This is a genomic window from Gordonia sp. (in: high G+C Gram-positive bacteria) (assembly GCF_047600565.1).
Classification (GTDB): Bacteria; Actinomycetota; Actinomycetes; order Mycobacteriales; family Mycobacteriaceae; genus Gordonia.
Genome location: NZ_JASGKN010000001.1, coordinates 1,570,434 through 1,591,268, shown reverse-complemented (window position 1 = coordinate 1,591,268; position 20,835 = coordinate 1,570,434). Strand labels below are relative to the sequence as shown.

Annotated in this window: 19 protein-coding genes; 6 read left to right on the top strand and 13 right to left on the bottom strand. The window is 68.6% G+C overall.

What is annotated here, in order from left to right:
- The first annotated feature begins 4 nt into the window (after nt 1-4).
- On the top strand, nt 5-1,486 hold the full coding sequence (locus QM774_RS07790) for a protein kinase domain-containing protein (protein WP_414975341.1): 1,482 nt from the start codon (nt 5-7) through the stop codon (nt 1,484-1,486).
- Nucleotides 1,487-1,496: 10 nt separating this feature from the next.
- Here QM774_RS07790 and QM774_RS07785 read toward each other — a convergent pair whose 3' ends face one another.
- Nucleotides 1,497-2,327: an N-acetylmuramoyl-L-alanine amidase family protein gene (locus QM774_RS07785; protein ID WP_414975340.1), complete on the bottom strand. Its 831-nt coding sequence runs from the start codon at nt 2,325-2,327 to the stop codon at nt 1,497-1,499.
- A complete protein-coding gene (locus tag QM774_RS07780; RefSeq protein WP_414975339.1) occupies nt 2,324-2,833 on the bottom strand; it encodes a hypothetical protein in 510 nt (169 codons plus the stop codon). Before QM774_RS07780 ends, QM774_RS07785 begins: the two co-directional genes overlap by 4 nt.
- 153 nt (nt 2,834-2,986) lie before the next feature.
- Here QM774_RS07780 and QM774_RS07775 point away from each other — a divergent pair, with 153 nt between their 5' ends.
- The gene (locus QM774_RS07775; RefSeq protein WP_414975338.1) at nt 2,987-3,988 is read left to right on the top strand and encodes a hypothetical protein; all 1,002 of its coding nucleotides are present in this window, start codon (nt 2,987-2,989) and stop codon (nt 3,986-3,988) included.
- On the opposite strand, the gene QM774_RS07770 is transcribed toward QM774_RS07775, so the two are convergent.
- On the bottom strand, nt 3,982-5,316 hold the full coding sequence (locus QM774_RS07770; protein WP_414975337.1) for a dipeptidase: 1,335 nt from the start codon (nt 5,314-5,316) through the stop codon (nt 3,982-3,984). The two genes, QM774_RS07775 and QM774_RS07770, sit on opposite strands and share 7 nt — an antisense overlap.
- Before the next feature lie 32 nt (nt 5,317-5,348).
- Between QM774_RS07770 and QM774_RS07765 the strand changes: the two genes are divergently transcribed.
- From QM774_RS07765 to QM774_RS07750, 4 genes are all read left to right on the top strand, one after another.
- Nucleotides 5,349-6,731, top strand: coding sequence for a glycoside hydrolase family 125 protein (locus QM774_RS07765; RefSeq protein WP_414975336.1), 1,383 nt, complete (start codon nt 5,349-5,351; stop codon nt 6,729-6,731).
- 8 nt (nt 6,732-6,739) lie between these two features.
- Nucleotides 6,740-7,153 (top strand): hypothetical protein, encoded by a 414-nt coding sequence (locus tag QM774_RS07760; RefSeq protein ID WP_414975335.1) that lies wholly within the window; start codon nt 6,740-6,742, stop codon nt 7,151-7,153.
- A gap of 113 nt (nt 7,154-7,266) precedes the next feature.
- The gene (gene aqpZ / locus QM774_RS07755) at nt 7,267-8,061 is read left to right on the top strand and encodes an aquaporin Z (protein WP_414975334.1); all 795 of its coding nucleotides are present in this window, start codon (nt 7,267-7,269) and stop codon (nt 8,059-8,061) included.
- Nucleotides 8,061-8,918: a lysophospholipase gene (locus QM774_RS07750; protein ID WP_414975333.1), complete on the top strand. Its 858-nt coding sequence runs from the start codon at nt 8,061-8,063 to the stop codon at nt 8,916-8,918. The genes aqpZ and QM774_RS07750 overlap by 1 nt, the downstream gene beginning before the upstream one ends.
- Nucleotides 8,919-9,023: 105 nt before the next feature.
- Here the strand turns inward: QM774_RS07750 and QM774_RS07745 are convergent, their stop codons facing one another.
- The 10 genes from QM774_RS07745 to QM774_RS07700 form a co-directional block, all read right to left on the bottom strand.
- The gene (locus QM774_RS07745) at nt 9,024-10,841 is read right to left on the bottom strand and encodes an acyl-CoA dehydrogenase (RefSeq protein ID WP_414975332.1); all 1,818 of its coding nucleotides are present in this window, start codon (nt 10,839-10,841) and stop codon (nt 9,024-9,026) included.
- Nucleotides 10,842-10,877: 36 nt separating this feature from the next.
- Complete coding sequence (locus tag QM774_RS07740; protein WP_414975331.1) at nt 10,878-11,729, bottom strand: SDR family NAD(P)-dependent oxidoreductase; 852 nt, start codon at nt 11,727-11,729, stop codon at nt 10,878-10,880.
- Nucleotides 11,726-11,887 (bottom strand): hypothetical protein, encoded by a 162-nt coding sequence (locus QM774_RS07735; protein ID WP_414975330.1) that lies wholly within the window; start codon nt 11,885-11,887, stop codon nt 11,726-11,728. Before QM774_RS07735 ends, QM774_RS07740 begins: the two co-directional genes overlap by 4 nt.
- A 231-nt stretch (nt 11,888-12,118) precedes the next feature.
- Nucleotides 12,119-12,691 carry a TetR family transcriptional regulator gene (locus tag QM774_RS07730; protein ID WP_414975329.1) on the bottom strand — a complete coding sequence of 191 codons (573 nt, stop codon included), beginning with the start codon at nt 12,689-12,691 and terminating at the stop codon, nt 12,119-12,121.
- Entirely contained in the window at nt 12,688-14,934 is a 2,247-nt protein-coding gene (locus QM774_RS07725; RefSeq protein WP_414975328.1) for an MMPL family transporter, read from the bottom strand. The genes QM774_RS07730 and QM774_RS07725 overlap by 4 nt, the downstream gene beginning before the upstream one ends.
- A 335-nt stretch (nt 14,935-15,269) precedes the next feature.
- Nucleotides 15,270-17,426, bottom strand: a complete 2,157-nt coding sequence (locus QM774_RS07720; RefSeq protein WP_414975327.1) for a glucose PTS transporter subunit IIA — start codon at nt 17,424-17,426, stop codon at nt 15,270-15,272.
- A 19-nt stretch (nt 17,427-17,445) separates the two neighbouring features.
- Nucleotides 17,446-18,099 carry a phosphoribosylanthranilate isomerase gene (locus QM774_RS07715; RefSeq protein ID WP_414975326.1) on the bottom strand — a complete coding sequence of 218 codons (654 nt, stop codon included), beginning with the start codon at nt 18,097-18,099 and terminating at the stop codon, nt 17,446-17,448.
- Nucleotides 18,100-18,199: 100 nt separating this feature from the next.
- Nucleotides 18,200-18,841 (bottom strand): hypothetical protein, encoded by a 642-nt coding sequence (locus QM774_RS07710; RefSeq protein WP_414975325.1) that lies wholly within the window; start codon nt 18,839-18,841, stop codon nt 18,200-18,202.
- A gap of 19 nt (nt 18,842-18,860) precedes the next feature.
- Nucleotides 18,861-20,318: a YibE/F family protein gene (locus QM774_RS07705; RefSeq protein WP_414975324.1), complete on the bottom strand. Its 1,458-nt coding sequence runs from the start codon at nt 20,316-20,318 to the stop codon at nt 18,861-18,863.
- Between the two features lie 63 nt (nt 20,319-20,381).
- Nucleotides 20,382-20,828 (bottom strand): DUF2255 family protein, encoded by a 447-nt coding sequence (locus QM774_RS07700; RefSeq protein ID WP_414975323.1) that lies wholly within the window; start codon nt 20,826-20,828, stop codon nt 20,382-20,384.
- Nucleotides 20,829-20,835: the final 7 nt, after the last annotated feature.

Genomic DNA, 20,835 nt, shown 5'->3' with positions numbered 1-20,835 from the left:
CGGCATGACTGATTCCAACGACAGGGTCGGAACCGAGTTCGGGCCGTACCGGATCGACGCTCTCCTCGGCCGGGGCGGCATGGGCGAGGTCTACCGCGCCTACGACGGTGCCCACGAACGCGAGGTGGCCCTCAAGCTTCTCGGCGGGCGCACCGCCGACGACGGCACCTTCGCCGAACGATTCCGCCGCGAATGCCAGGCGGTGGCGCGGCTCGGTGAACCGCACATCATCCCGATCCACGACTTCGGCGAGATCGACGGCGTCCTCTACCTGGACATGCGGCTGGTGGACGGCCAGAACCTCCGCGAGAGCCTGAACGCGCGCGGCCCGCTGCCGGCGGCCGACGCCACCGACCTCATCGGGCAGGTGGCGGCGGCGCTCGACGCGGCGCACAACGCGGGCCTGGTGCATCGGGACGTGAAGCCGGAGAACATCCTGGTGACGCCGGAGGGCTTCGCCTACCTGGTGGACTTCGGTGTCGCGTTCGCAGCCGGCGACGAGCAGCTGACCAAGACCGGTATGGCGATCGGGTCGACGGCGTACATCGCGCCCGAGCAGTTCGACAACGCCCCGGTGACCGCCGCGACCGACACCTACGCTCTGGCGGCCGTCTACTTCGAGCTTCTCACCGGCCGCCCGCCGCATGCGGGGGAGTCGGTCAGCGCGGTCATCAAGTCGGCGGTGATGGCCGACGCCCCGCCGGTCAGTGCCGTCAACCCGGCGGTGCCCGCGTCCCTCGACCCGGTGGTCGCGGGGGGACTGGCGAAGGATCCCGCCGCCCGGTACGCGACGTCCGGCGAGTTCGCGGCTGCGGCGCGTGCCGCGCTCGAGGGCGCCGGATCGGACGCCCCGACCGCGTTCGTGCAGGCCGGTCCGACCGCCATGATCCCGGCCGCCGGATACGCGGCCTCGGGCCCGTCGACCACCGCCTACCCGGTGACCGGCTCCCAGTACGGTCAGGTCTCCGGTCCGCAGGCCTACTCGGGAGCCCCGCAGTACTCCGGCCCGCAGTACTCGGGTCCTCAGTACTCGGGTCCGCAGCAGTTCTCCGGCCCGCAGTACGCGCCGGCGCCCGTCGCCGCAGCCGACGACAACGGCGGCCGCGGGCTGCAGATGGCGCTGGCCGGGCTCATCGGCCTGCTCGTCGCCGGTCTGATCGGCCTGGGTATCTGGTACTTCCTGTTCAACGGCAAGGGCGGTTCGGACGCGGCGCCGACGACCACCGTCACCAGTACGTTGGCGAGCCCGCCGCCCGGATCGGTCGAGTGCGCACCCGGCGTCGGCCGCGGTACCGGGGTCACGACGTGCCCGTTCGCGGTCAACGTGCAGCAGGCTTACCTGCAGGCCGGTCCGATGGGCGAGGCGCGCACGATCCAGGCCTACAGTCCGGCCACGGGCAACTCGTACTCGATGTCGTGCTCGCCGAATGCGTACGGCGGGGTCACCTGTACCGGCGGCAACAATGCCGTCGTGAACCTCTACTGAGGCGTCGCGGTCAGCGGCACTTGGGCAGAGCCGCGCGGACGCCGGCGACCACCGAGTCGGTGTAGGTGGCGATCCCGGCGTCGCCGATCGGCTCGGAGCCGCCAGCTGTCGCCGTCCCGAACTCGTTGTAGACCCACGGCACCTTCGTCGAGATCAGTTCGATGACCGGGATGTTGCCGCCCCACAGTGGAGCCCGTCCGTCGAAGCTGTTGTCGGTCACGACCACCGGCTGGCCTTCCACCTTGGACCGGGCGGCGGCGAAGGCTTCGCCCATCCGCTGGCTTTTCGCGGCGGTCGCGGCGGCGGTGTAGGTGACTCGCTTCTCCGTGCCGTCCTGGCCGGCGCCTTCGCGGTACAGACCGACGCGCTGAACGAACACCTTGTGGTTGTCGATGTCGGTGTGCAGGCTGATGGCGAGGTCGGCGTGGGCCTGTTCGGCTCGATCGACGCGGTCGCGATAGTTGATGCTCTCGTCCACCGACTTCTTGAGCAGGACCACCGTGTAGCCGGCCTTCTCGAGCCGGTTCTTCACTCCCGTGGCGACGTCCATGACGTCCTGGCCTTCGGCGCCGTTCGGGTAGTCGCGCATCAGGACGCCGGTTTGGGTGTCGTAGTCGTCGATCTCGGTCGGGTTGTGGCCGGGGTCGATCGCCAGCACCGGCGACTTCTCGCACCCCGAGGTTCCCGCGGCGGTGGGGGTGGGCGCAGCCGTCGTCGACGGGGTGCGGGGTGTCTGGAACACGGTGACCGTGACCGGTGTGACGTTCTTCGCCGAGGCGCAGCCCGCGACGCCGGCGAGTGCGACCACCGAGCCGATCATCGCGGTGGTGCGGCGCCTCACCGCAGGACCGCGATGGTCGAGTTGCGTCCGGTGCACTGCCAGAACTGGCCGGCGTCCCAGCAGCTGGTGTAGATCGTGGTGCCCGCACCCTCGCTGTAGATGCCGACGTTGGAGAAGGCTCCGCCACGGCTGGCGATCTCGGCGGCGACATCGTCCGCCCAGGCGCAGGTGGTTGCGGTCTTCTGTCGCATGACGTTCGAGTTCGGGCAGCCGTAGACGAAGCCACCCGCCTGGAGCGCGGACTGCAGGTCGCCGGCCGGCGCCGGAGCCTGCTGAACCTCGGTCTGGGTGACGACGGCGGGCGGCTGGACCACCTGGGTCTGCGTGACTGCGGAGGCCGAGGAGTTCGAATTGCCGCTCCCGCCGCGTGTCAGAAGGAGGGTGATCACGATGGCCGCGATCGCCAGGATGGCCACGATGATCGCGATCCACACCGCGGTCGACGGGCCGGAGCGCTGAGGGGCCGGAGGCTGGGGGTAGGGCTGGGCCCCGTAGGGGTGTGACATGGGACGACTATAACGTCAGAACCTTCGCGAACCGCCGAAGTCATCTGATCACAGGACGGTATCGCGTCGGTCTCGGACCGTCGCCGAGCATTGCCGGCATGACGGGAAGCCGCATAGCCTCACCGTGTTGCAGAAGTGAGGGAAGTGACAAAAGTGATTAAGCGTCGCATGGCGATCGTGACCGGATTACTGGTGGCTGCGCTGGCCGGGGGTGCCGGGACAGCGCACGGTGCGCCGGCAGCCGTCCCACTGCCGCAACTGCCGACCATCCCGCTGCCGGCGATCCCCGGGATCCCCGGCCTCGGTGCACCCGCGCCGGACCTGACCAAGAGCTTCGCCGCATTGACCGCGTCGATGGCCAAGGGCCTGCCCGGCAAGGTCGGTGTCGCACTCACCCCGGTGGCCGGTTCGGCGTCCACCTCGTTCGGCGACCTCACCACCGCTCGCGCGTGGTCCACCCTGAAGGTCCCGGTGGCCATCGCCGTCGAACGGACCGGAGCACCCGGCGCGAAAGCGGCGAGCGCGGCCGAGATCAAAGCCATCGAAGACTCCGACAATGATGCCGCCGAGAAGCTGTGGAGCATGCTCGGCAGCAACCGGTCCGCGGTCGACGCGGTCACCGGAATCCTGCGCGACGGCGGCGACGCCAACACCCGCGTCGCGTCCCAACTCGACGCGCCGCCCAGCTACCCCGGCTACTCGTCGTGGGCGCTGGCCGATCAGGCCACGTTCGCCGCCCATCTCCCGTGCCTCACCGGTAGCCAGAACGTCCTCGGCTACATGGGGCACGTGTCGAAGCAGCAGCAGTGGGGCGTGGCCGAGCCGAAGACGCCCGGCGTCACCTCCGCGGTCAAGGGCGGTTGGGGGCCCGCGACCGGCAACCCGGACAACGGGACCGCCCGCGGCTACGTGATCCGGCAGCTCGCCGTGATCACCACGCCCCGCGGGCAGATCGGCGTCTCCCTGGCAGCGCTGCCGCGCAGCGGGTCGTTCACCGACGGCACCAGGATGGTCACCCGTCTCGGCCAATGGGTGCTGCGCAACCTGAACTCGTTCCCGACCGGTGTCTGTGCCGCGGCGCCGGCCGCCGATCAGACGAACCCGTCCGCAGGTGCGGACGCTCCGGCGATCCAGTCTCCGCCTGCCGCTCAGTAACGGGAGAGCAGCAGCGCTTCGGTGAGCGCGGTGCGGCGCAGCTCGTCCGGGTCGACGCTCTCGTTCGGCGCGTGGATACGGCACTGCGGCTCTTCCACGCCCAACAGCGCGATCTCCGCGTTCGGGACGGTCTGCGCCAGCACCGTGCACAAGGGGATGGACCCGCCCTGGCCGGAGAACACGACGTCGGCACCGTCGTACGCCTCGGACATCGCGTCCGTCAGCATCCGATAGCCGGGCCCGTCGGTATTCGCCGCGAACGGGGCGCCCGCGGCCTCGGAGGTCACCGTCAGCGCGCAGCCCCACGGCACGTGCGCCGTCAGATGTGCCTCGAGGGCCGTGAACGCCTCATGCGGGTCGACGCCCGGCGGGATCCGCAGGTTCAGCATGGCCGCCGCCCGCGGGATGATGGCCGCCGCACACTCGGTGGTGCTCGGCGCGTCCACGCCGATCACCGTCACCGCGGGCCGGGCCCACGTCATGTCGGCGGGGGTACCCGAGCCCAGGATCCGGGCGCCGTCGACCACGCCGGCATCCTCGCGGAACCGGTCCGGCGGATACGGCGCCCCCGTCCACACCTGGTCGGCGGCCAGACCGTCGATGGTGGTGTTGCCGTCCGCGTCGCGCAAGGTGCCGAGCACGGCGATCAGCGCGGCCATCGCGTCGGGCGCCGCGCCACCGAACTGCCCGGAATGCACCGCCGTCTCCAGTGCCTCGACCTGCACCTTCACGTTCACCACGCCGCGCAGACTGGTGGTCAGCGTCGGAACGCCCACCTCGACGTTGCCGGTGTCGGCGATCACGATGAGGTCGGCGTCGAACAGTTCCGGCCGCTGCCGGACCAGATCGTCGAGGCCCTCACCGCCGGCCTCCTCGGAACCCTCGATGATGATCCGGATCGCGCACGACGCCTCGTCGCCGAGCGCACGCAGCGCCGTGAGATGGGCGATCAGATTGCCCTTGCAGTCGGCGGCGCCGCGCCCGTACCAGCGGCCGTCGCGCTCGGTCAGCGTGAACGGCGGCGACTGCCAGAGGCCCTCATCGCCGGCCGGCTGCACGTCGTGGTGGCTGTACAACGCCACGGTCCGGGCGCCGGGCGGACCGGCCCGATGCCCGACGATCGCGGGGGATCCGTCGGAGGTCACGATCACCTCGCACTCGAAGCCGAGATCGGTGAACGCGGTCGCCACCCACTGCGCGCTACCGGTGCTGTCGCCGGATCGCGCCGGGTCCGAATGCACCGACGCGAACGCCACCAGAGCGGCGAGATCGTCGTGGGCACGGTCCATCTGGGCGTCGACGCGGTCGGCGAGCGGGGAAGTGGTCATACGTCTAGTCCTACACGTGCGATGATCGGCGCGTGCCAGTGATCGACCCGGCAGTGCCCGGAGACCGTCCCGATCCCGACGAACTGCTGCCGCCGGACGTGTTGTCGTCGTGGACGGAGCGGGTGACCGCGGCCGCCGGCGAGCCGTGCGGCGCCCTGTTCTCGGCCGCCATGCGGCGCACCCTCGACCGCACCCTGCACCGGCTGCCGGACGGCACCGTGTTCGTCATCACCGGCGACATCCCGGCGATGTGGCTGCGCGACTCGGCCACCCAGATGCGGCCGTACCTGACACTCCTCGGCAAGGAGCCGTCGCTGACGGCGCTCGCCGACATGATCGCCGGTGTGGTGCGTCGGCAGATGGCGTTCTTGACCCACGACGCCTACGCCAACGCCTTCAACGCCGCACCCAACGGCAACTGTCATGAACCGCGCGACTCGTTCGGCGACGGACGGCCCCACGACCCGTGGATCTGGGAACGCAAATACGAGATCGACTCCCTGTGCTTCCCCTTCCAGCTGGCCGATCAGCTGACGTCGGTCACCGGCCGCACCGACCATCTCGACGACGAGACGTTCGGGCTCGCGGCCCGTGCCGCCGTCGGGACGCTGGACCTCGAGATCGAGCATGAGAAGAACTCGATCTATCGGTTCGTGCGGCCTGCCCCCAAAGGGCTGGGACTGGTGCAGAAGGCCGCTCCGCACTGGCATGACATGTTGCCGCGCAAAGGCCTCGGCAGCCCGGTCGCCGTCACCGGCATGACCTGGTCCGGATTCCGGCCGTCCGACGACCCCTGCGAGTACGGCTATCTGGTGCCGTCGAACCTGATGGCCGCACACACACTGGACCGACTGTGCGCTCTGGCGAAGCTGACCCCCACCCTCGGCGATGCCGTGCCGGCGATCGCCGCGAAACTGGCGGGCACATTGCGGGCCGGTATCGCCGAACACGGCGTCATCGATCACGCCGAACACGGAAAGATCTGGGCGTACGAGGTCGACGGTCTGGGCAACGTGCTGGCCGCCGACGACGCCAACATGCCCAGTCTGCTGTCGGCGCCCCTGGTCGCCGGCATCGACACCAGCGATCCGATGTATCGGCGGACCCGCGAGTTCGTGCTGTCGGCCGACAACCCGTACTACGTGTCGGGGCGGCTCGCCTCGGGTGCGGGCAGCCCGCACACCCCGTCCGGCTACGTGTGGCCGATCGCGCTGGCCGTCGCCGGACTGACCGCCGACGACCCCGGCGAGGCACTCCACGCACTGCAGACGATCGCCGCGACCACCGCCGGCACCGGCTCCGTTCACGAGAGCTTCGATGTGAACGACGACCGGCGGTTCACCCGCGACTGGTTCAGCTGGGCCGACTCCATGTTCTGCGAGTTGGCGCTGTCGGTGGCCTCCGGTCAACCATAATCGGATCCATGACCATCGATCCGCCGACACCCGATCGTCCCGGCCGCGCCAAGCTCCGCAAACTGGCGCAGGCGGCGATGAACGCCGACCAGACCGTCGAACAGGTCGAAGGCATCCTCGGCGACATGGGTCCGGTCATGGCGAACCTGACCCAGACCATCGAGGAACTGAACACCTCGATGCGGTCGTTCGACCAGACGGTGGGCCGCGTCAACGCCTCCCTCGACACCGTCGACGCCCTCTCGGGGCGCATGGACGACATCATGACCCGCATCGAGCGGATCGTCAGTCGCGCCGAAGGCATCGTCGGTATCGGCGAGGTCGCTCTCAAACCGCTCGGGGCGCTCGAAGCCGGCGCCCGCAACGTGGCCGGCATCTTCGGATTCGGCGGACACGACGACGGGCACAAGCCCAAGCGCTGATAACGATTGCCTTCCGGCATCGCTCGTTTCCCTTCGGGCCCAGGCGGATCCGCCCTAGCATTCTCGGTGCAATCCATGCACAGGCAGTTCTTCCGAGATAAGGGATCCCCACCGTGGAACACTCGACTCCAGCCAAGTGGCTCGCTGAAGCCTTCGGCACGTTCTGGCTCGTCTTCGGCGGTTGTGGCACCGCCATCTTCGCCGCCAACTTCATGGTCAACGGAAAGGGCAGCCGCGTCGACGGCCCGCTCGGCGCCACCCAGCTGGGTGTCGGCTTCCTGGGTGTGGCGCTGGCGTTCGGTCTGACCGTCGTCACCATGGCCTACGCCGTCGGTCACATCTCCGGCGGACACTTCAACCCGGCGGTCACCCTCGGTGCCGCGGTCGGCGGCCGCATCGCCTGGAAGGAACTCCCCGGCTACTGGGTCTCGCAGGTGGTCGGCGGTCTGCTCGCCGGCACCGCGCTGTACTTCCTGTCCAAGGACCGTACGGACTTCGACGCCACCGGCCACGAGGCGGCCAACGGCTACGGCGCGCACTCGCCCGGCGGCTACGGTCTGGGCGCCGTGCTGGTCGCCGAGATCATCCTGACCGCGTTCTTCATCATCGTGATCCTCGGTGCCACCGACGAGCGCGCACCGAAGGGTATGGGCCCGCTGGCCATCGGTCTGGCGCTGACCCTGATCCACCTGATCTCGATCCCGATCTCCAACACCTCGGTGAACCCGGCCCGCTCGACCGCGGTCGCGTTCTTCAACGGTGACGGTGCCCCCGGGCAGCTGTGGGCGTTCTGGGTGTTCCCGCTGATCGGCGGCGCGCTCGGTGGCCTGATCTACACCTACTTCTGGGGTAAGGACTCGAACATCTTCGCCAAGGCCGTCGAACTGGCCGAGGAGCGGGCGCACTGATGCCGAGCCGCGAGACCCGCACACTCAAGGGTTCCCGCGGCCGTTCCATCGTCTACGACGTCTACCGCCCCGAGGAGGGTGCGGTAGGCGTCGTGGCGTTGGTCCACGGTCTCGGTGAGCACGCCGGCCGCTACGAGTACGTCGCGCGGCGGCTGACCGACGCCGGCTACATCGTGATCGCCCCCGATCACGCCGGTCACGGCCGGTCGGACGGCGCGCCGCGCAACGTCACCGACTTCTCCGACTTCACGGCCGATCTGGATCGCGTCATCAAGTCGGTGGAACTCGCCGACACCGGCAGCGGGTCGACTCTCGAGACTCTTCCGCTGTTCGTGCTCGGGCACAGCATGGGCGGCGCGATCGCCCTGTCGTACGCGCTGGACCATCAGGACGACCTGAGGGGCCTGGTGCTGTCCGGCCCGGCCGTCGTGCCCGGTGACGACCTGCCGCCGATCATGGTGAAGGCCGCCCCGGTGCTCGGCAAGCTGGCGCCGTGGCTGCCGTCGACGGCACTGTCCGCGTCGGCGGTGAGCCGAGACCCGGCGGTCGTGAAGGCGTACGAGGACGATCCGCTGGTGTTCCACGGCAAGATTCCGGCCGGCCTGGGCGGCGCGCTCATCGGTCAGATGCAGTCGCTTCCCGAACGGCTGCCGAGCCTGACCCTCCCGACCCTTGCTCTCCACGGAGGCAAGGACGTCCTGGCCAACCCGGACGGCAGCCGGATGGTCGGGGAGAAGGCCGGCGGCGACGACGTGACCGTCAAGATCTATCCGGAGCTCTACCACGAGATCATGAACGAGCCAGAGCGCGACGAAGTGCTCGACGACATCGTCGCCTGGCTCGACGCGCACCTGTAGGCCTGACGTACCGCCAAAGAATGGCGCTCCGGGGCCGTCCGGGGGCAATTTGCCCCCGGCGACACCCTCGGCGCCATTTCTTGGCGGCATAGGTGCGGCGCCGGGTCAGAACCAGGCGGGGTCGGCGTCGAGAGTGGTGCGGTCGAGACCGGCCAGCAGATCCAGCTGCGGACCCGTCTTGGGCAGCTCGTACCGGTAGAAGTAGCGGGCCGCGGCGCGCTTGCCGTCGAAGAAGTCGCCGTCGCGGTCGCCGACGGCCAGCAGTTGTTCCAGCCACAGCCAGGCGACCACCACATGACCGGCCGCCTCCAGGTACACGGTCGCGTTCGCGAGGGCGAGCGCCGGGTCGCCGGGCGCCCACAACGCCATCGTCACCTCACCGAGGCGACCCAGGCTCGCGCCGAGCGCGGCGGCGAACTCGGCCGTCTCGCCACCTGCGGTCTGCGCCTTCGCGATGGTCGCGCCGATGGCGTCGGCCAGGACGGTGAAGCCCTGACCGCCGTTCATCACCACCTTGCGGCCCAGCAGGTCGAGGCCGTGAATGGCCTTGGCGCCCTCGTGGATCGGGTTGAGCCGATTGTCGCGGTAGTACTGCTCGACGTCGAACTCCTTGGTGTACCCGTAGCCGCCGTGCACCTGGATGGCCATGTTGTCGCCCTCCAGGCACCACTGGCTGGGCCAGCTCTTGACGATCGGCGTCAAGACCTCGAGGAGGGTGTGCACGCGGGTCGCCTCGGCCTCGTCGGTGGCCGTCTTCTCCCGGTCCACCAGATTCGAGGCGTACAGGCACAGCGCCAGTGCGCCCTCCGCGTACGACTTCTGAGCCAGCAGCAGGCGTCGCACGTCCGGGTGTTCGATGAGGGCGATCGGCTTCGACGACGGATCCTTGGAGTCGACGGGACGACCCTGGGTGCGGACCTTTGCGTACTCCACTGAATCCAGGTAGCCGCGGACACCCTGACCGGTCGCCATGAAGCCGACACCGATGCGTGCCTCGTTCATCATGTTGAACATGTACTTCAGGCCCTGGTGTTCGTCGCCGACCAGATAGCCGACCGCGCCGGAACCGTCGCCCACCCCGAAGGTGCCGTCACCGAGGTTGAGCAGACAGTTGGTGGTGGCCCGATTGCCCATCTTGTGGTTCAGGCCCACCAGGGCGACATCGTTGCGGGTGCCGTCCGGCAGCACCTTCGGGACGATGAACAGCGAGATGCCCTTGACGCCCGGAGCACCGCCCGGGGTCTTCGCCAGCACCAGGTGCACGATGTTGTCGGCGATCTCGTGGTCGCCGCCGGAGATCCACATCTTGGTGCCGGTGATCCGGTACGTGCGGTCGCCGACCAGATTCGCGCCGGTCACCTCGTTGCCGGCGTCGGCCGGGACGGCGCGGGTGGTGATGTCGGCGAGGGAGGAGCCGGCCTGCGGCTCGGACAGGCACATGGTGCCGGTGTAGCGGCCTTCGAGCATCGGCTTCACCCAGGTCTCGATCTGTTCCGGGCTGCCGTATTCGACCAGCAGGTTCGCATTGCCGACGGTCAGCATCGGGTAGCAGGCGAAGCCGTTGTTGGCGGCCATGAACTCGAACATGGTGGCGCGAGAGATCGTCTGCGGCAGCGCCATGCCGCCGAGTTCCTCGTCGAACGAAGCGGCGACCAGCCCGGCCTCGCCGAAGGCGTTCACCGCGGCGGCCGTCTCCGGAATCAGTTCGACCTTGCCGTCGGCCCCGATCTTCGGCTCGATCTGGTCGCCCTTCTTGTTGAACGGGGCGTACAGCTTGGCGGCCATGTCGTAGGACAGATCCAGGACGCCGTCGAAGGTCTCTTTGGAGTGCTCGGCGAACCTCGGGCGCTCCAGCAGTTCGGTGGCGTTCAGCCAGTCGTAGAGCAGGAAATCGAGGTCTTCGCGCGAGATGAAGTCGGCCATGGGTCGAACGTACCCGGTCCGCTCCCGGCCGTACGGTCAGATACCGATCGCGCGGATCAGCCGGCCCGTGACTCGAGGGGAGACGGCCGACACGGCGCGCAGCAGTTCGGCGTAGCGCGGATAGATCTCCGGCTGCCGGGTGTGCGCGGCGCGGATGATCCACGCCGCCGCATCGTCGGGGTCCAGCGCCGGGGCGTCGTCGTAGTCGGTGGTCGGGGCGATCATCGGGGTGCGCACCAGCGGGAATCCGATGTTGCTGACCGTGACACCAGTGCCCGACAGTTCATCGTCCAGGCTGCGGCCAAACGCGGCGAGCGCCGCCTTCGAGGCGTGATAGGCAGCGAACTTCGGCATGGAGCCCGCCACCACGCCCCACGTGACGACGTTGATGATCTGGCCGCTGCCGCGCTCGATCATCGCCGGAAGAAGAGCCGTGGTGAGGCGGACGGCGCCGAAGTAGTTGATCGCCATCGTGCGCTCGTAGTCGTGGAAGCGGTCGACGGTGTCGACGACCGAGCGGCGGATCGACCGGCCGGCATTGTTGACCAGGATGTCGGGTGTCCCGAACCGTTCGGTGACGGTGGCGACCAGGGCGTCGACCCCGGCGTCGTCGGTGAGGTCCGCGACGACGGCGTCCGCCCGTCCTCCCGCCGCGGTGATGGCGTCGCGGACGGCGTCGAGCCGGTCGGCGTCGCGGGCCACGAGGATCACGGTCGCTCCGTGCTCGGCGAAGGCGTGCGCGGTGGTCTCGCCGATGCCCTGGGAGGCGCCGGTGATCAGAACGGTGGTGCCGTGGATCGGATGCTGGTGGTGGAAGGGGGAGAAGCGGGAGAGGGAACGGGGCGGACTGAGGACGGCCTTGACCAACCCGTCGACCCGGGGGATCACTTGTACTTCTTGATGATCTTCAACGCCTCGTCGGCGTCGACGTTCTTGGCGACGAGCTTGCCGTTCTTCACCTTGCGGATGGAGTACTTCTTAGGCTTCTTCGCATCCGCAACGTGGAGACCGACCTTGGCCGCCTTCTTGTTCAACTCTTCCAGCACGCGAGGATCGTAACCCCTCAAAGTGAACAACGCCGACCGGTTCCCATTCCGGCCACTTGGCACCCTGTATGCGCAGGTCAGGGCATTGAGAGGGTCAGCAGTCCTCGGTACCGACGGGCGTCGAGTCGTACACGCGGAGCCTGCGCGCCGCTCCTTGAGCTTGTCGAAAGGAGACTCGCTTCGACAGGCTCAACGAGCGTGAGGGACTCGCTTCGACAGGCTCGACGAGCGTTACAGAGGCAGCCCCTGCTCGAGGAGGTCGATCGCAGTGAGGACGTCGTTGTGCGTCGCCTCGTCCGGGGCGACCGTCTTGTCGACGATGTGGGCGACTGCACCGGCCATCGCACCGACGAACACCCGCAGGCGCAGATCGTCGGCGGAGGTCCCGGTGTAGTCGGCGATGAACTCGGTGGTGCGAGTGATGACGCGGTCCATTTCGGCGTGCTGCGCCATCAGCAGCGTCGGTTCGCTCCGGATCAGTGTCGCGCGGTCCGGATTCGACACCCACGGATCGGACGATCCGAGCTCGAAGAGGCGCGAGAACATCTGCCGCAGCAGGTCGAAGCGATTCAGGCCGGGCGGGATCTCGCCGAGGGTCCGTTCGAACTCGCCGTCGAGGTCGTCGGCGAGAATCACCTGTTCCTTGGTTTCGAAGTACCGGAAGAACGTGGTGTGCGAGACCTGCGCCGCGTCGGCGATCTGCGCGACGGTCGTCGCCTGATAGCCCTGCCGGGAGATCAGGTCGAGTGCCGCCGCGCGGATCGCCGCCCGCGTGCGCGCCTTGTTGCGCTCGCGCAGACTCACGTCGCCGGGACCGCCCGGGGGACGTCGTGCTCCTCGCCGGCGGTGCCTTCCAGCCCCAGATTGCGGACCGCGGAACCCTCGACGTCGACGTTCGGCACGATCTTGTCCAGCCACGTCGGCAGGCGCCAGGCGCGGTCACCGAGCAGCGAGATGACGGCCGGCACCACGATCATGCGGATGATGAAGGCGTCGAACAGGACGGCCGCGGCCAGGGCGAAGCCCATCATCCGGTTCAGGGTCTCCGACGACAGCATGAACGACGCGAAGACGCTGATCATGATGAGTGCGGCCGAAGTGACCACGCGTGCACCGTGCCGGTAGCCGGCCACGATCGCGTCCTTCGGGCTCATGCCGTGCAGGTACTCCTCACGCATACGGGTCACCAGGAACACCTGGTAGTCCATCGCGAGTCCGAAGACGAGGCCGACCAGGAAGATCGGCAGGAACGACAGGATCGGCTTGGTGTGCTCGATCAGGCCGAGGGTGCCGTCGGTGAAGATCAGCGTCGTGATGCCGAAGGTGGCGGCCACCGAGAAGACGAATCCGAGTGTGCCGATCAGCGGCACCCAGATGGACCGGAACACCACGATCATGATGAGGAATGCCAGGCCCACGACCACCGCGATGTACGGGATGAGCGCCTTGTCGAGCTTGGCCGACAGATCGGACATGATGGCCGTCTGGCCGCCGACGTGGATCTCGGCGTGCTGGGCGGCGACGTCCGGCGAGAGGGCGCGGATCGACTCCATCAGCTTGTGGGTCTGCTCCGAGGACGGGGAACTCTGCGGCGTCACCATGATGAGCGCGGTGTCGGCGCCGGCGTTCGGGTTCGCCTTGTCCTTGCCGTTGCCCATCCAGACGACGGTCTCCGGCTTGTAGACGTCGGGGAGGGCCTTGATCTTGTCGACCGCGGCCTGCGCGGCGGGGGCGACGTCGCCGCCCCCGTCCTGCTTGACGACGGCGAACAGCGGACCGTTGATGCCTTCACCGAAGCCCTGCGCGATGAGCTGCTGGGCGGGCGCCTCCGCATCGGCGGTGGTGTCCATGCCGAGCTCCATGCCCTTCACCGGGATGGCGGCGGCGATCAGGATCGCGAGACCGGCGACGATGAACGGGAGCGGCTTCTTGACGATCGCGCGGCCGAACTTCACGCCGAGCGTGTCGGCGGTGTCGGACTCCTCGGCGTGCTTGATCCACGGGATCTTCGGTGTGAACGCGAAGCGACCGGTCGCGCCGAGCAGCGCGGGGATCAATGTGAGCGCCGCGAAGACGGCGACGAGAACGGCGAGCGCAGCACCCATACCCATCTGGGTGATCAGCGGGATGCCGATGACCATCAGGGCCGCGACGGCGATGATCACCGTCAGTCCGGCGAAGACGACGGCGGTGCCGGCGGTGCCGACCGCTCGTCCGGCGGCGTCGGCGGGGTCGCCGCCGCGCCGGGTCTCGGTGCGGTACCGGGACACGATGAACAGTGCGTAGTCGATGGACACGGCGATACCGAGCATCAGAACGATGCCGGTCGCGGTCTGGTTGACGGTCATGAACTTGGCGCTGACGGTCAGCAACAGCATGGTGAGGCCGACGCCGACCATGCCGGTGACCAGCGGGATGAAGGCGGCCACCAGGGCGCCGAAGGCGACGATCATCACGATGAAGGCCACCGCGAAGCCGAGCATCTCGGCCTTGCCACCCGCCTCCTGGGCCTGCATGACGCCGCTGGTCAGCTGAATGTTCAGTCCGTCACCGCGATGCTTGGCGACCGTCTCGACGAAGGTGTCCTTGTCGGCGGGTTTGAGGTCCATGAGGTCGATGTTCTGGCCGACCTGGATCAGGCCGATCTGACCGTTCGCGGACAGTACCTGCGAGCCGAGGGCGGGGTTCGCGGCGGCCAGGGCGACCGGGTTCGCGATGCCTTCGGGATTCTCGACCTTCGGGAGCTTCGTCAGATCGGTGACCAGGGAGTCGATCTGCGGGCCGTGGTTGGCCAGGCCGTCCTTGGCCTCGATCACCACGGTGGTGCTCGACTTGAGCTGCTGCTCGGTGAGGGCGGGGAAGTTCTCCTGCATCTGGGTCATGGCGATACCGCCGTCGGTGCCGGGCAGCTCGAAGTCCTTGGCGAACTTCGGCTGGAACGCCACGGCCATGGACATCAGGATCGCGAGGGCGGCCACCCACGCACCGAGGACCCACCACTTGTGGCGGAACGAGAACTTGCCGACACGGAACAGAAAGGCTGACATGCTCACAAGTGTTACTGACTAACACTTTTTTCGGCAACCAGGCAGCGCGTGACGCTCCCCATACGCACCCCGCCGCGCTGCCCCCGCTCCTTGAACTTGTCGAAAGGAGCCTCACCACGCTCCTTGAGCCTGTCGAAAGGAGGTCGCCACGCTCCTTGAGCTTGTCGAAAGGAGGTCGCCACGCTCCTTGAGCTTGTCGAAAGGAGGCTCGCTTCGACAAGCTCAACGAGCGTGAGGGGCTCGCTTCGACAAGCTCAACGAGCGTGAGGGGCTCGCTTCGACAGGCTCAACGAGCGCGAGGGGCTCGCTTCGACAAGCTCAACGAGCGGGAGGGATCAGTCCTTCGGTGTGAAGGGCTTGGACTCGACGGCGATGATCGGGGTGCCGGCCGGCGCCGGACCTTGGAAGACCGGGGTCACCGACAGGAACTTCTTGGTGTTCATCACGACCACCGGGGTCACCACCGAATAGCCGGCCTTCTCGATCTTGGCGCGGTCGAAGGTGACGAGCGGGGTGCCCGCCTTCACCTTCTGGCCCGCCTCGACGTGCACGTCGAACCCGTCTCCGCCCATCTGGACGGTGTCGATGCCGATGTGGATGAGCAGTTCGATCCCGCCGTCGAGCACCAGTCCGAAGGCGTGGCCGGTCGGCTGTGCCGCCACGACCGTCGCGTTCGCCGGGGCGTACACGGTGTTCCCGGTCGGGTCGATGGCGACACCGCCGCCCATCTTGCCGCCGGCGAAGGCCGGGTCGGGCGTGGATTCGAGCGGCATGACGACGCCGTCGAGCGGTGAACCGATCTCGGTGGCCGGACCGCGCACCGGGGTCTGGTGATCGGCGGGCGCGGCGGCGCCGGCACTGTCGCGTTCGGCGAGGGCGGTCGCGGCGCCCGCGGTCGCCACAGCGGTCGCGGCACCGCCGGCCGCCCCGCCGCCGTGGGACACGTAGTCGGGGTCGACCGAGTCCTCGAGGGCGACGGTCGCCCCCGTCGCCGCGGCCTGATCGGCGGCCTCGGCCGCCTCGGTGGCGTCCCGCTCGGCCTCGAAGGCGGCCTGCTCCTCGGGAGTACGGAAACCGGACAGGACCACCAGGATCATCGCGGTGAAGAAGGCGGCGAGCACCGCGAACATGTACAGGAACATGTTGTCGAACGCCGGAATGGTCAGCAGCGAGGTGAACACGAAGGCGTGGGTCTTGACGCCGCCGCCGATACCGATGATCAGGCCGCCGACGAAGCAGCCGATCAGCATGCGCGGATAGATCCGCCGGAACCGCAGATGGATTCCGTAGAGCGACGGCTCGGAGATACCGCCGAGCAGACCGGCCGCGAGCGCGCCGGTCGCCGTCTGCCGCATCTGCCGGTCCCGCTGCCGCCACGACAGCAGCAGCACACCGGCGGTGGCACCGAAGCAGGCGAAGTTCCAGGCGCCCATCGGGCCCTGGATGAAGTCGTAGCCGAGGGTCTGGATGTTGAGCAGCATGATCGCGTTGATCGGCCAGTGCAGTCCGAGCGGCACCATGAACGGGTAGGCCAGCGGGATCACGATGGCGAAGATGAACGGACTGAAGTCGTTGATGGTCTTGAGCAGGTCACCGAGGCCGGCGCCCGCGTAGACGCCGATCGGTCCGATCAGGAACGCGGTCAGCGGAATCATGATCAGCATGGCCAGGAACGGCACGAACACCAGGTGGACGTTCTCCGGGATGATCTTCTTCAAGTACTTGTAGAGCACACCCAGTACGGCGGCCATCAGCAGCGGCGGGAAGACCTGCGAGCTGTAGTCGTTGATGGTCAGCGGCAGGCCGAACGCGGTGATGGTGTGGACGTCGAAGCCGAAGACCTTGTGGTCGGTGGCCTTGTCCATCATTCCGGTGAAGCCGGGCAGCATGAGGACCGCCATGATCGCGAAGCCCACCCACGGGTCGGCGCCGACCTTCTTGGACGCGTTGTAGGCGATCATCAACGGCAGGAACACCAGCACGCACTGCCAGCACAGGTTGACGAACGTCCAGGTCGGTGACAGCGGCGGCGCGGTCGGGTCGTTCCAGGCCGGGATCACCTTGAGGGTCGCCATCAGCGACATGAAGGTGATGAACAGGGAGGCGCCGAGCAGGGCGCCGAGGATCGGCCGGAACGAGTCGGACAGATACTCGAACAGCGAGTCCAGCCAGGCGTTATTGCCGCGCGGGCCTTGGGCCCGCGCGGCTGCCTTGATGTCGTCGGCGGTGCGGGTGTCCCCGGCACCCATGCCGGGCAGCGCCATGATGTCGTTGTAGACGTCCTGGACGCCGCCGCCGATCACCACCTGATAGCGGTTGCCGCCCTGCGGCACGCCGCCGAGGACTACCGGGATCGACTCGACGGTGTCCTTGTCCACACCGGAGGCGTCGGCGAGCTCGAATCTCAGCCGCGTCGCACAGTGGGTCAGGTTGGTGATGTTCCCGGGGCCGCCCAGGGCATCGACGATCGCTTGGGCATCCTGCTTCGACATACGCGAAGCCTAAGCCGGTTCAGCCTTCCGTGGCGCGGACTACGGAAAGGAATTCACGGATCGCACCGTGATCCTTCACTCCGGGGGCCGATTCGACGCCGCTGGAGACGTCCACACCCCACGGATGCGCCTGCGCGATGGCGTCGGCGACGTTGTCGGGGCGCAGTCCGCCGGCCAGGATCCAGTCGCCGTCCAGCCCCTTGCCGGCGAGCGCGCGATAGTCCCACTGCTCACCGGAACCGGGTCGGGGAGCATCCAGGAGGAGGGCCTGTTCGCCGTAGGCGCCGACCTGCAGCGGCGGGTCGTGCCGGAGGCTCGTGGCCCGCCACAGTCGCGGGAAGACGGCGAGCGCGTCGGCGAAGTCGTCGGCGGTGTAGGTGCCGTGGAGTTGAAGGACGTCGACGCCGAGGCGGGCCGCCAGGCGGGCGGCGTCGGCGGCGGGCATGTCGTTGACCACCAGCACGGTGTCGACCTGGCCGCGGGCGGCGTCGACGATCCGGGCGGCGAGAGGCTCGTCGATCGCGCGCGGGCTGGTCCGGTTCATCACCACGCCGACGGCGTCGGCGCCGGCGGACACGGCGACGTCGACCGTCTCTACCGCGGTCAGACCGCACACCTTCGCGAACACGACGTCGATCTTACGGGCCCGCGGGTCTCCTTTCGACAGGCTCAAGGAGCGTGGGTCGGCGTCAGGGAGCGTGGGCCTCCCGCTCCTTGAGCTTGTCGAAAGGAGTTGGCCTCGACAGCCTGCAATGAGCGTTCGCTTCGACGGCTCAAGGAGCGTCCGCGGCGCTCCCCGGGTCGGCGATCACTTCGCGGGGCCGCAGCCCGGTGTCGCGGAGTTCGAGGGCGGCGAGCGCCTGCACGGATTGCCGGTGCCCGCGGCGCCAGTCGCCGGCCGGATCGTCGGAGATGGCGGTGAGGCTCTTGAGCGGTTGGCTGGACAGGGCACGGAGGGCGAGCAGGTCGACCCCGGCGTGGGTGTCGCGCAGGGCGACGTGCGTGCTGGCGCGTTTGATGAACCGCCAGCGCGGCGGAATGTAGATGGCCAGGGCCAGCAGGATCGGCACCACCGCGACGGCCACGCCGATCCACCACGAGAACGTGTGCACCGCGTCGACCTGAGCGCGTCCGGCGTCGGCGATGGCGTCGGCGGCGCCACCGGCGCCACCGAACGGTTTGGCGAACTGGTCGCCGACCACCGGCACGCGGTCAGCGGTGCCGCCGGCATCGCGGAGTTTGTCGCCCAGCGAGGTGGCGGCCTCGTCGATCTTCTGGCCGGGGACGGCGAGTTTCATCGCGACGTCGTAGACCTTGGTGCCCAGCCAGATGACGAAGGCGATCCAGGCGACGACGGCCAGGTCGCCGACGATCTGACGGGACCGTCGAACGGGGGTGTCCGCATACAGCTTCATGCGGCCAATGATGGCGCGCCTATGCGGTGGTCGCGGGCTCTTTCGCGATCGGCGTGACCAGCGCCGCAGCGATCGCGGTGGTGAGCGGAACCGACAGTGCCAGCGCGATGCCGCCGACGAAGGTGCGTGCCAGCTCGATGGCGACGGCTTCACCGGTGATCAGGCCGGTCACCGGCTGGCCGGCGACGTAGAAGAGCAGCAGCAACGGCAGTGCGGCGCCCGCGTAGGCGAAGACCAGGGTGTAGACGGTGCTGGCGATGTGATCGCGGCCCACCCGCATGCCGCCGCGGAAGGCGTCCATCCGGGATTCACCGGGCACCGACGCCAGTTCGAAGGTGGCCGACGCCTGGGTGATGGTGACGTCGTTGAGGACGCCGAGGGTGCCGATGACGAAGCCGGCCAGCAGGAGACCGGACAGGGAGATGGAGCCCTGATAGAGCTGCAGGCTCATGGTGGATTCGCCGGACAGTCCGGTGAGGGACAGGGTCGAGACCGCGACCTTGCTGAGGCCGACCGCCAGCCCGAGCGATGCGAGTGTTCCCAGGAGCGCCGAACTGGTTCTCATCGACAGGCCGTGCGCCAGGTAGAGGACTGGGAACAGGATGGCCGACGCCGACACGACGGCGACAGCGACCGGAGAGTGGCCGTCGAGGATGGACGGCAGGGCGAAGAAGGCGAGGATCGCGAACGCGAACGCCAGACCGATCACGGCGCGCAGGCCGCGCCAGGTGGCGACGGCGACGACGGCGACCACGAAGGCGATCGCCCAGAAGAGGAGCGGGATGCCGCGCTGATAGTCGAAGAACGAGTACCGGGTGCCGCCGTCGGGCACTGAGCTCATCGACAGGCGGAGTTTGTCGCCGACCTTGAACGTCGGCTGGCCGGCGATCGGATCGTCGGGGGAGCCGTGTGTCTCGTAGTGGTCGGGGCCGGTGCCGCTCTGTGCGCGGTTGGTGGCGGTCGACAGGACCGTGTAGTTGCCCTTGTCGGGGCCGGAGGTGAGTTCGGCGACCGACGCGATGCAGGCGCCCGTGGTGTCGGAGTCGTCGTCGAACATCGGCTGCTGCTCGGACACCGAGCCGGCACCCATGGTGCCGCAGTCGGCGCGGGACTGGGCGATGACCGAGGCCTGGACGGTCTTGATGGGTCCGCCGTCGGCCGACCGGAACTGCACCGGGATCGGGTGGTCGCTGTGGGTGGGCCACAGGAAGATCGCGCCGACCGCCGTCGCCACCGCGATGACGGTGAGGAGCCCGACCACCAGCGGTTTGGCGAAGTGCGCGAGGTTCTCGACCGGTCCGCCGTGGTGCGAGTGCGTGTGGGTGTGCGCGTGCGTCTTCCGGGGCTTGCGTGCCGCCGGCTCGGTCGCGGGTGCCGGCGCCGCGACCGGGGCGGCCGGGGGCGGTGGCGGCGTCGCCTGCGCCGGTGTCGCGGGCGCGACGTCGTCGGGGTCGGGCAGCGCATGCCGGGGACTCATGGATTCATCGTGCCACGACGATGCGGCGCCCCCGGTCGGGGTTGAACAGACACCGGGCGGATTTTAAGTCCGCTGCCTCTGCCGATGAGTGGGAGACCGGTGTTCATCGCTGTCACCAGAGCGGGGCCGGAGGGAACATTGCCCCCGGACCGCCCTGTCATGCCGCTGGCGAACCTGAGAAGACAGGTCCCACTCAGCGCGACGGTGTGAGCCGCAGGGTGGTGGCGATTCCGTCGTCGGTGAGGATCGGGTCCAGGGCGGAGGTGCTGTACCGGCGGTACCTACTGCGGTAGGCGCCGTCGACGGCGTCGCTGTGCCGTAGCGGACGGCGCGGCCGTACCAGCCGGTGCTTCGCACCTTCCAGGTCCGCACATACAGGTGCCCGTCGACGACGACCATCCAGATGGGGACCGCCGGCACCATCGAGCCGTCCTCGCGTCGAGTCTCGATGAAGAGCTCGTCTTCGGAAGTGAAGTCGGCGAGTTCCGCTGCCGACCATTCCTCTGCCATGCCGGCG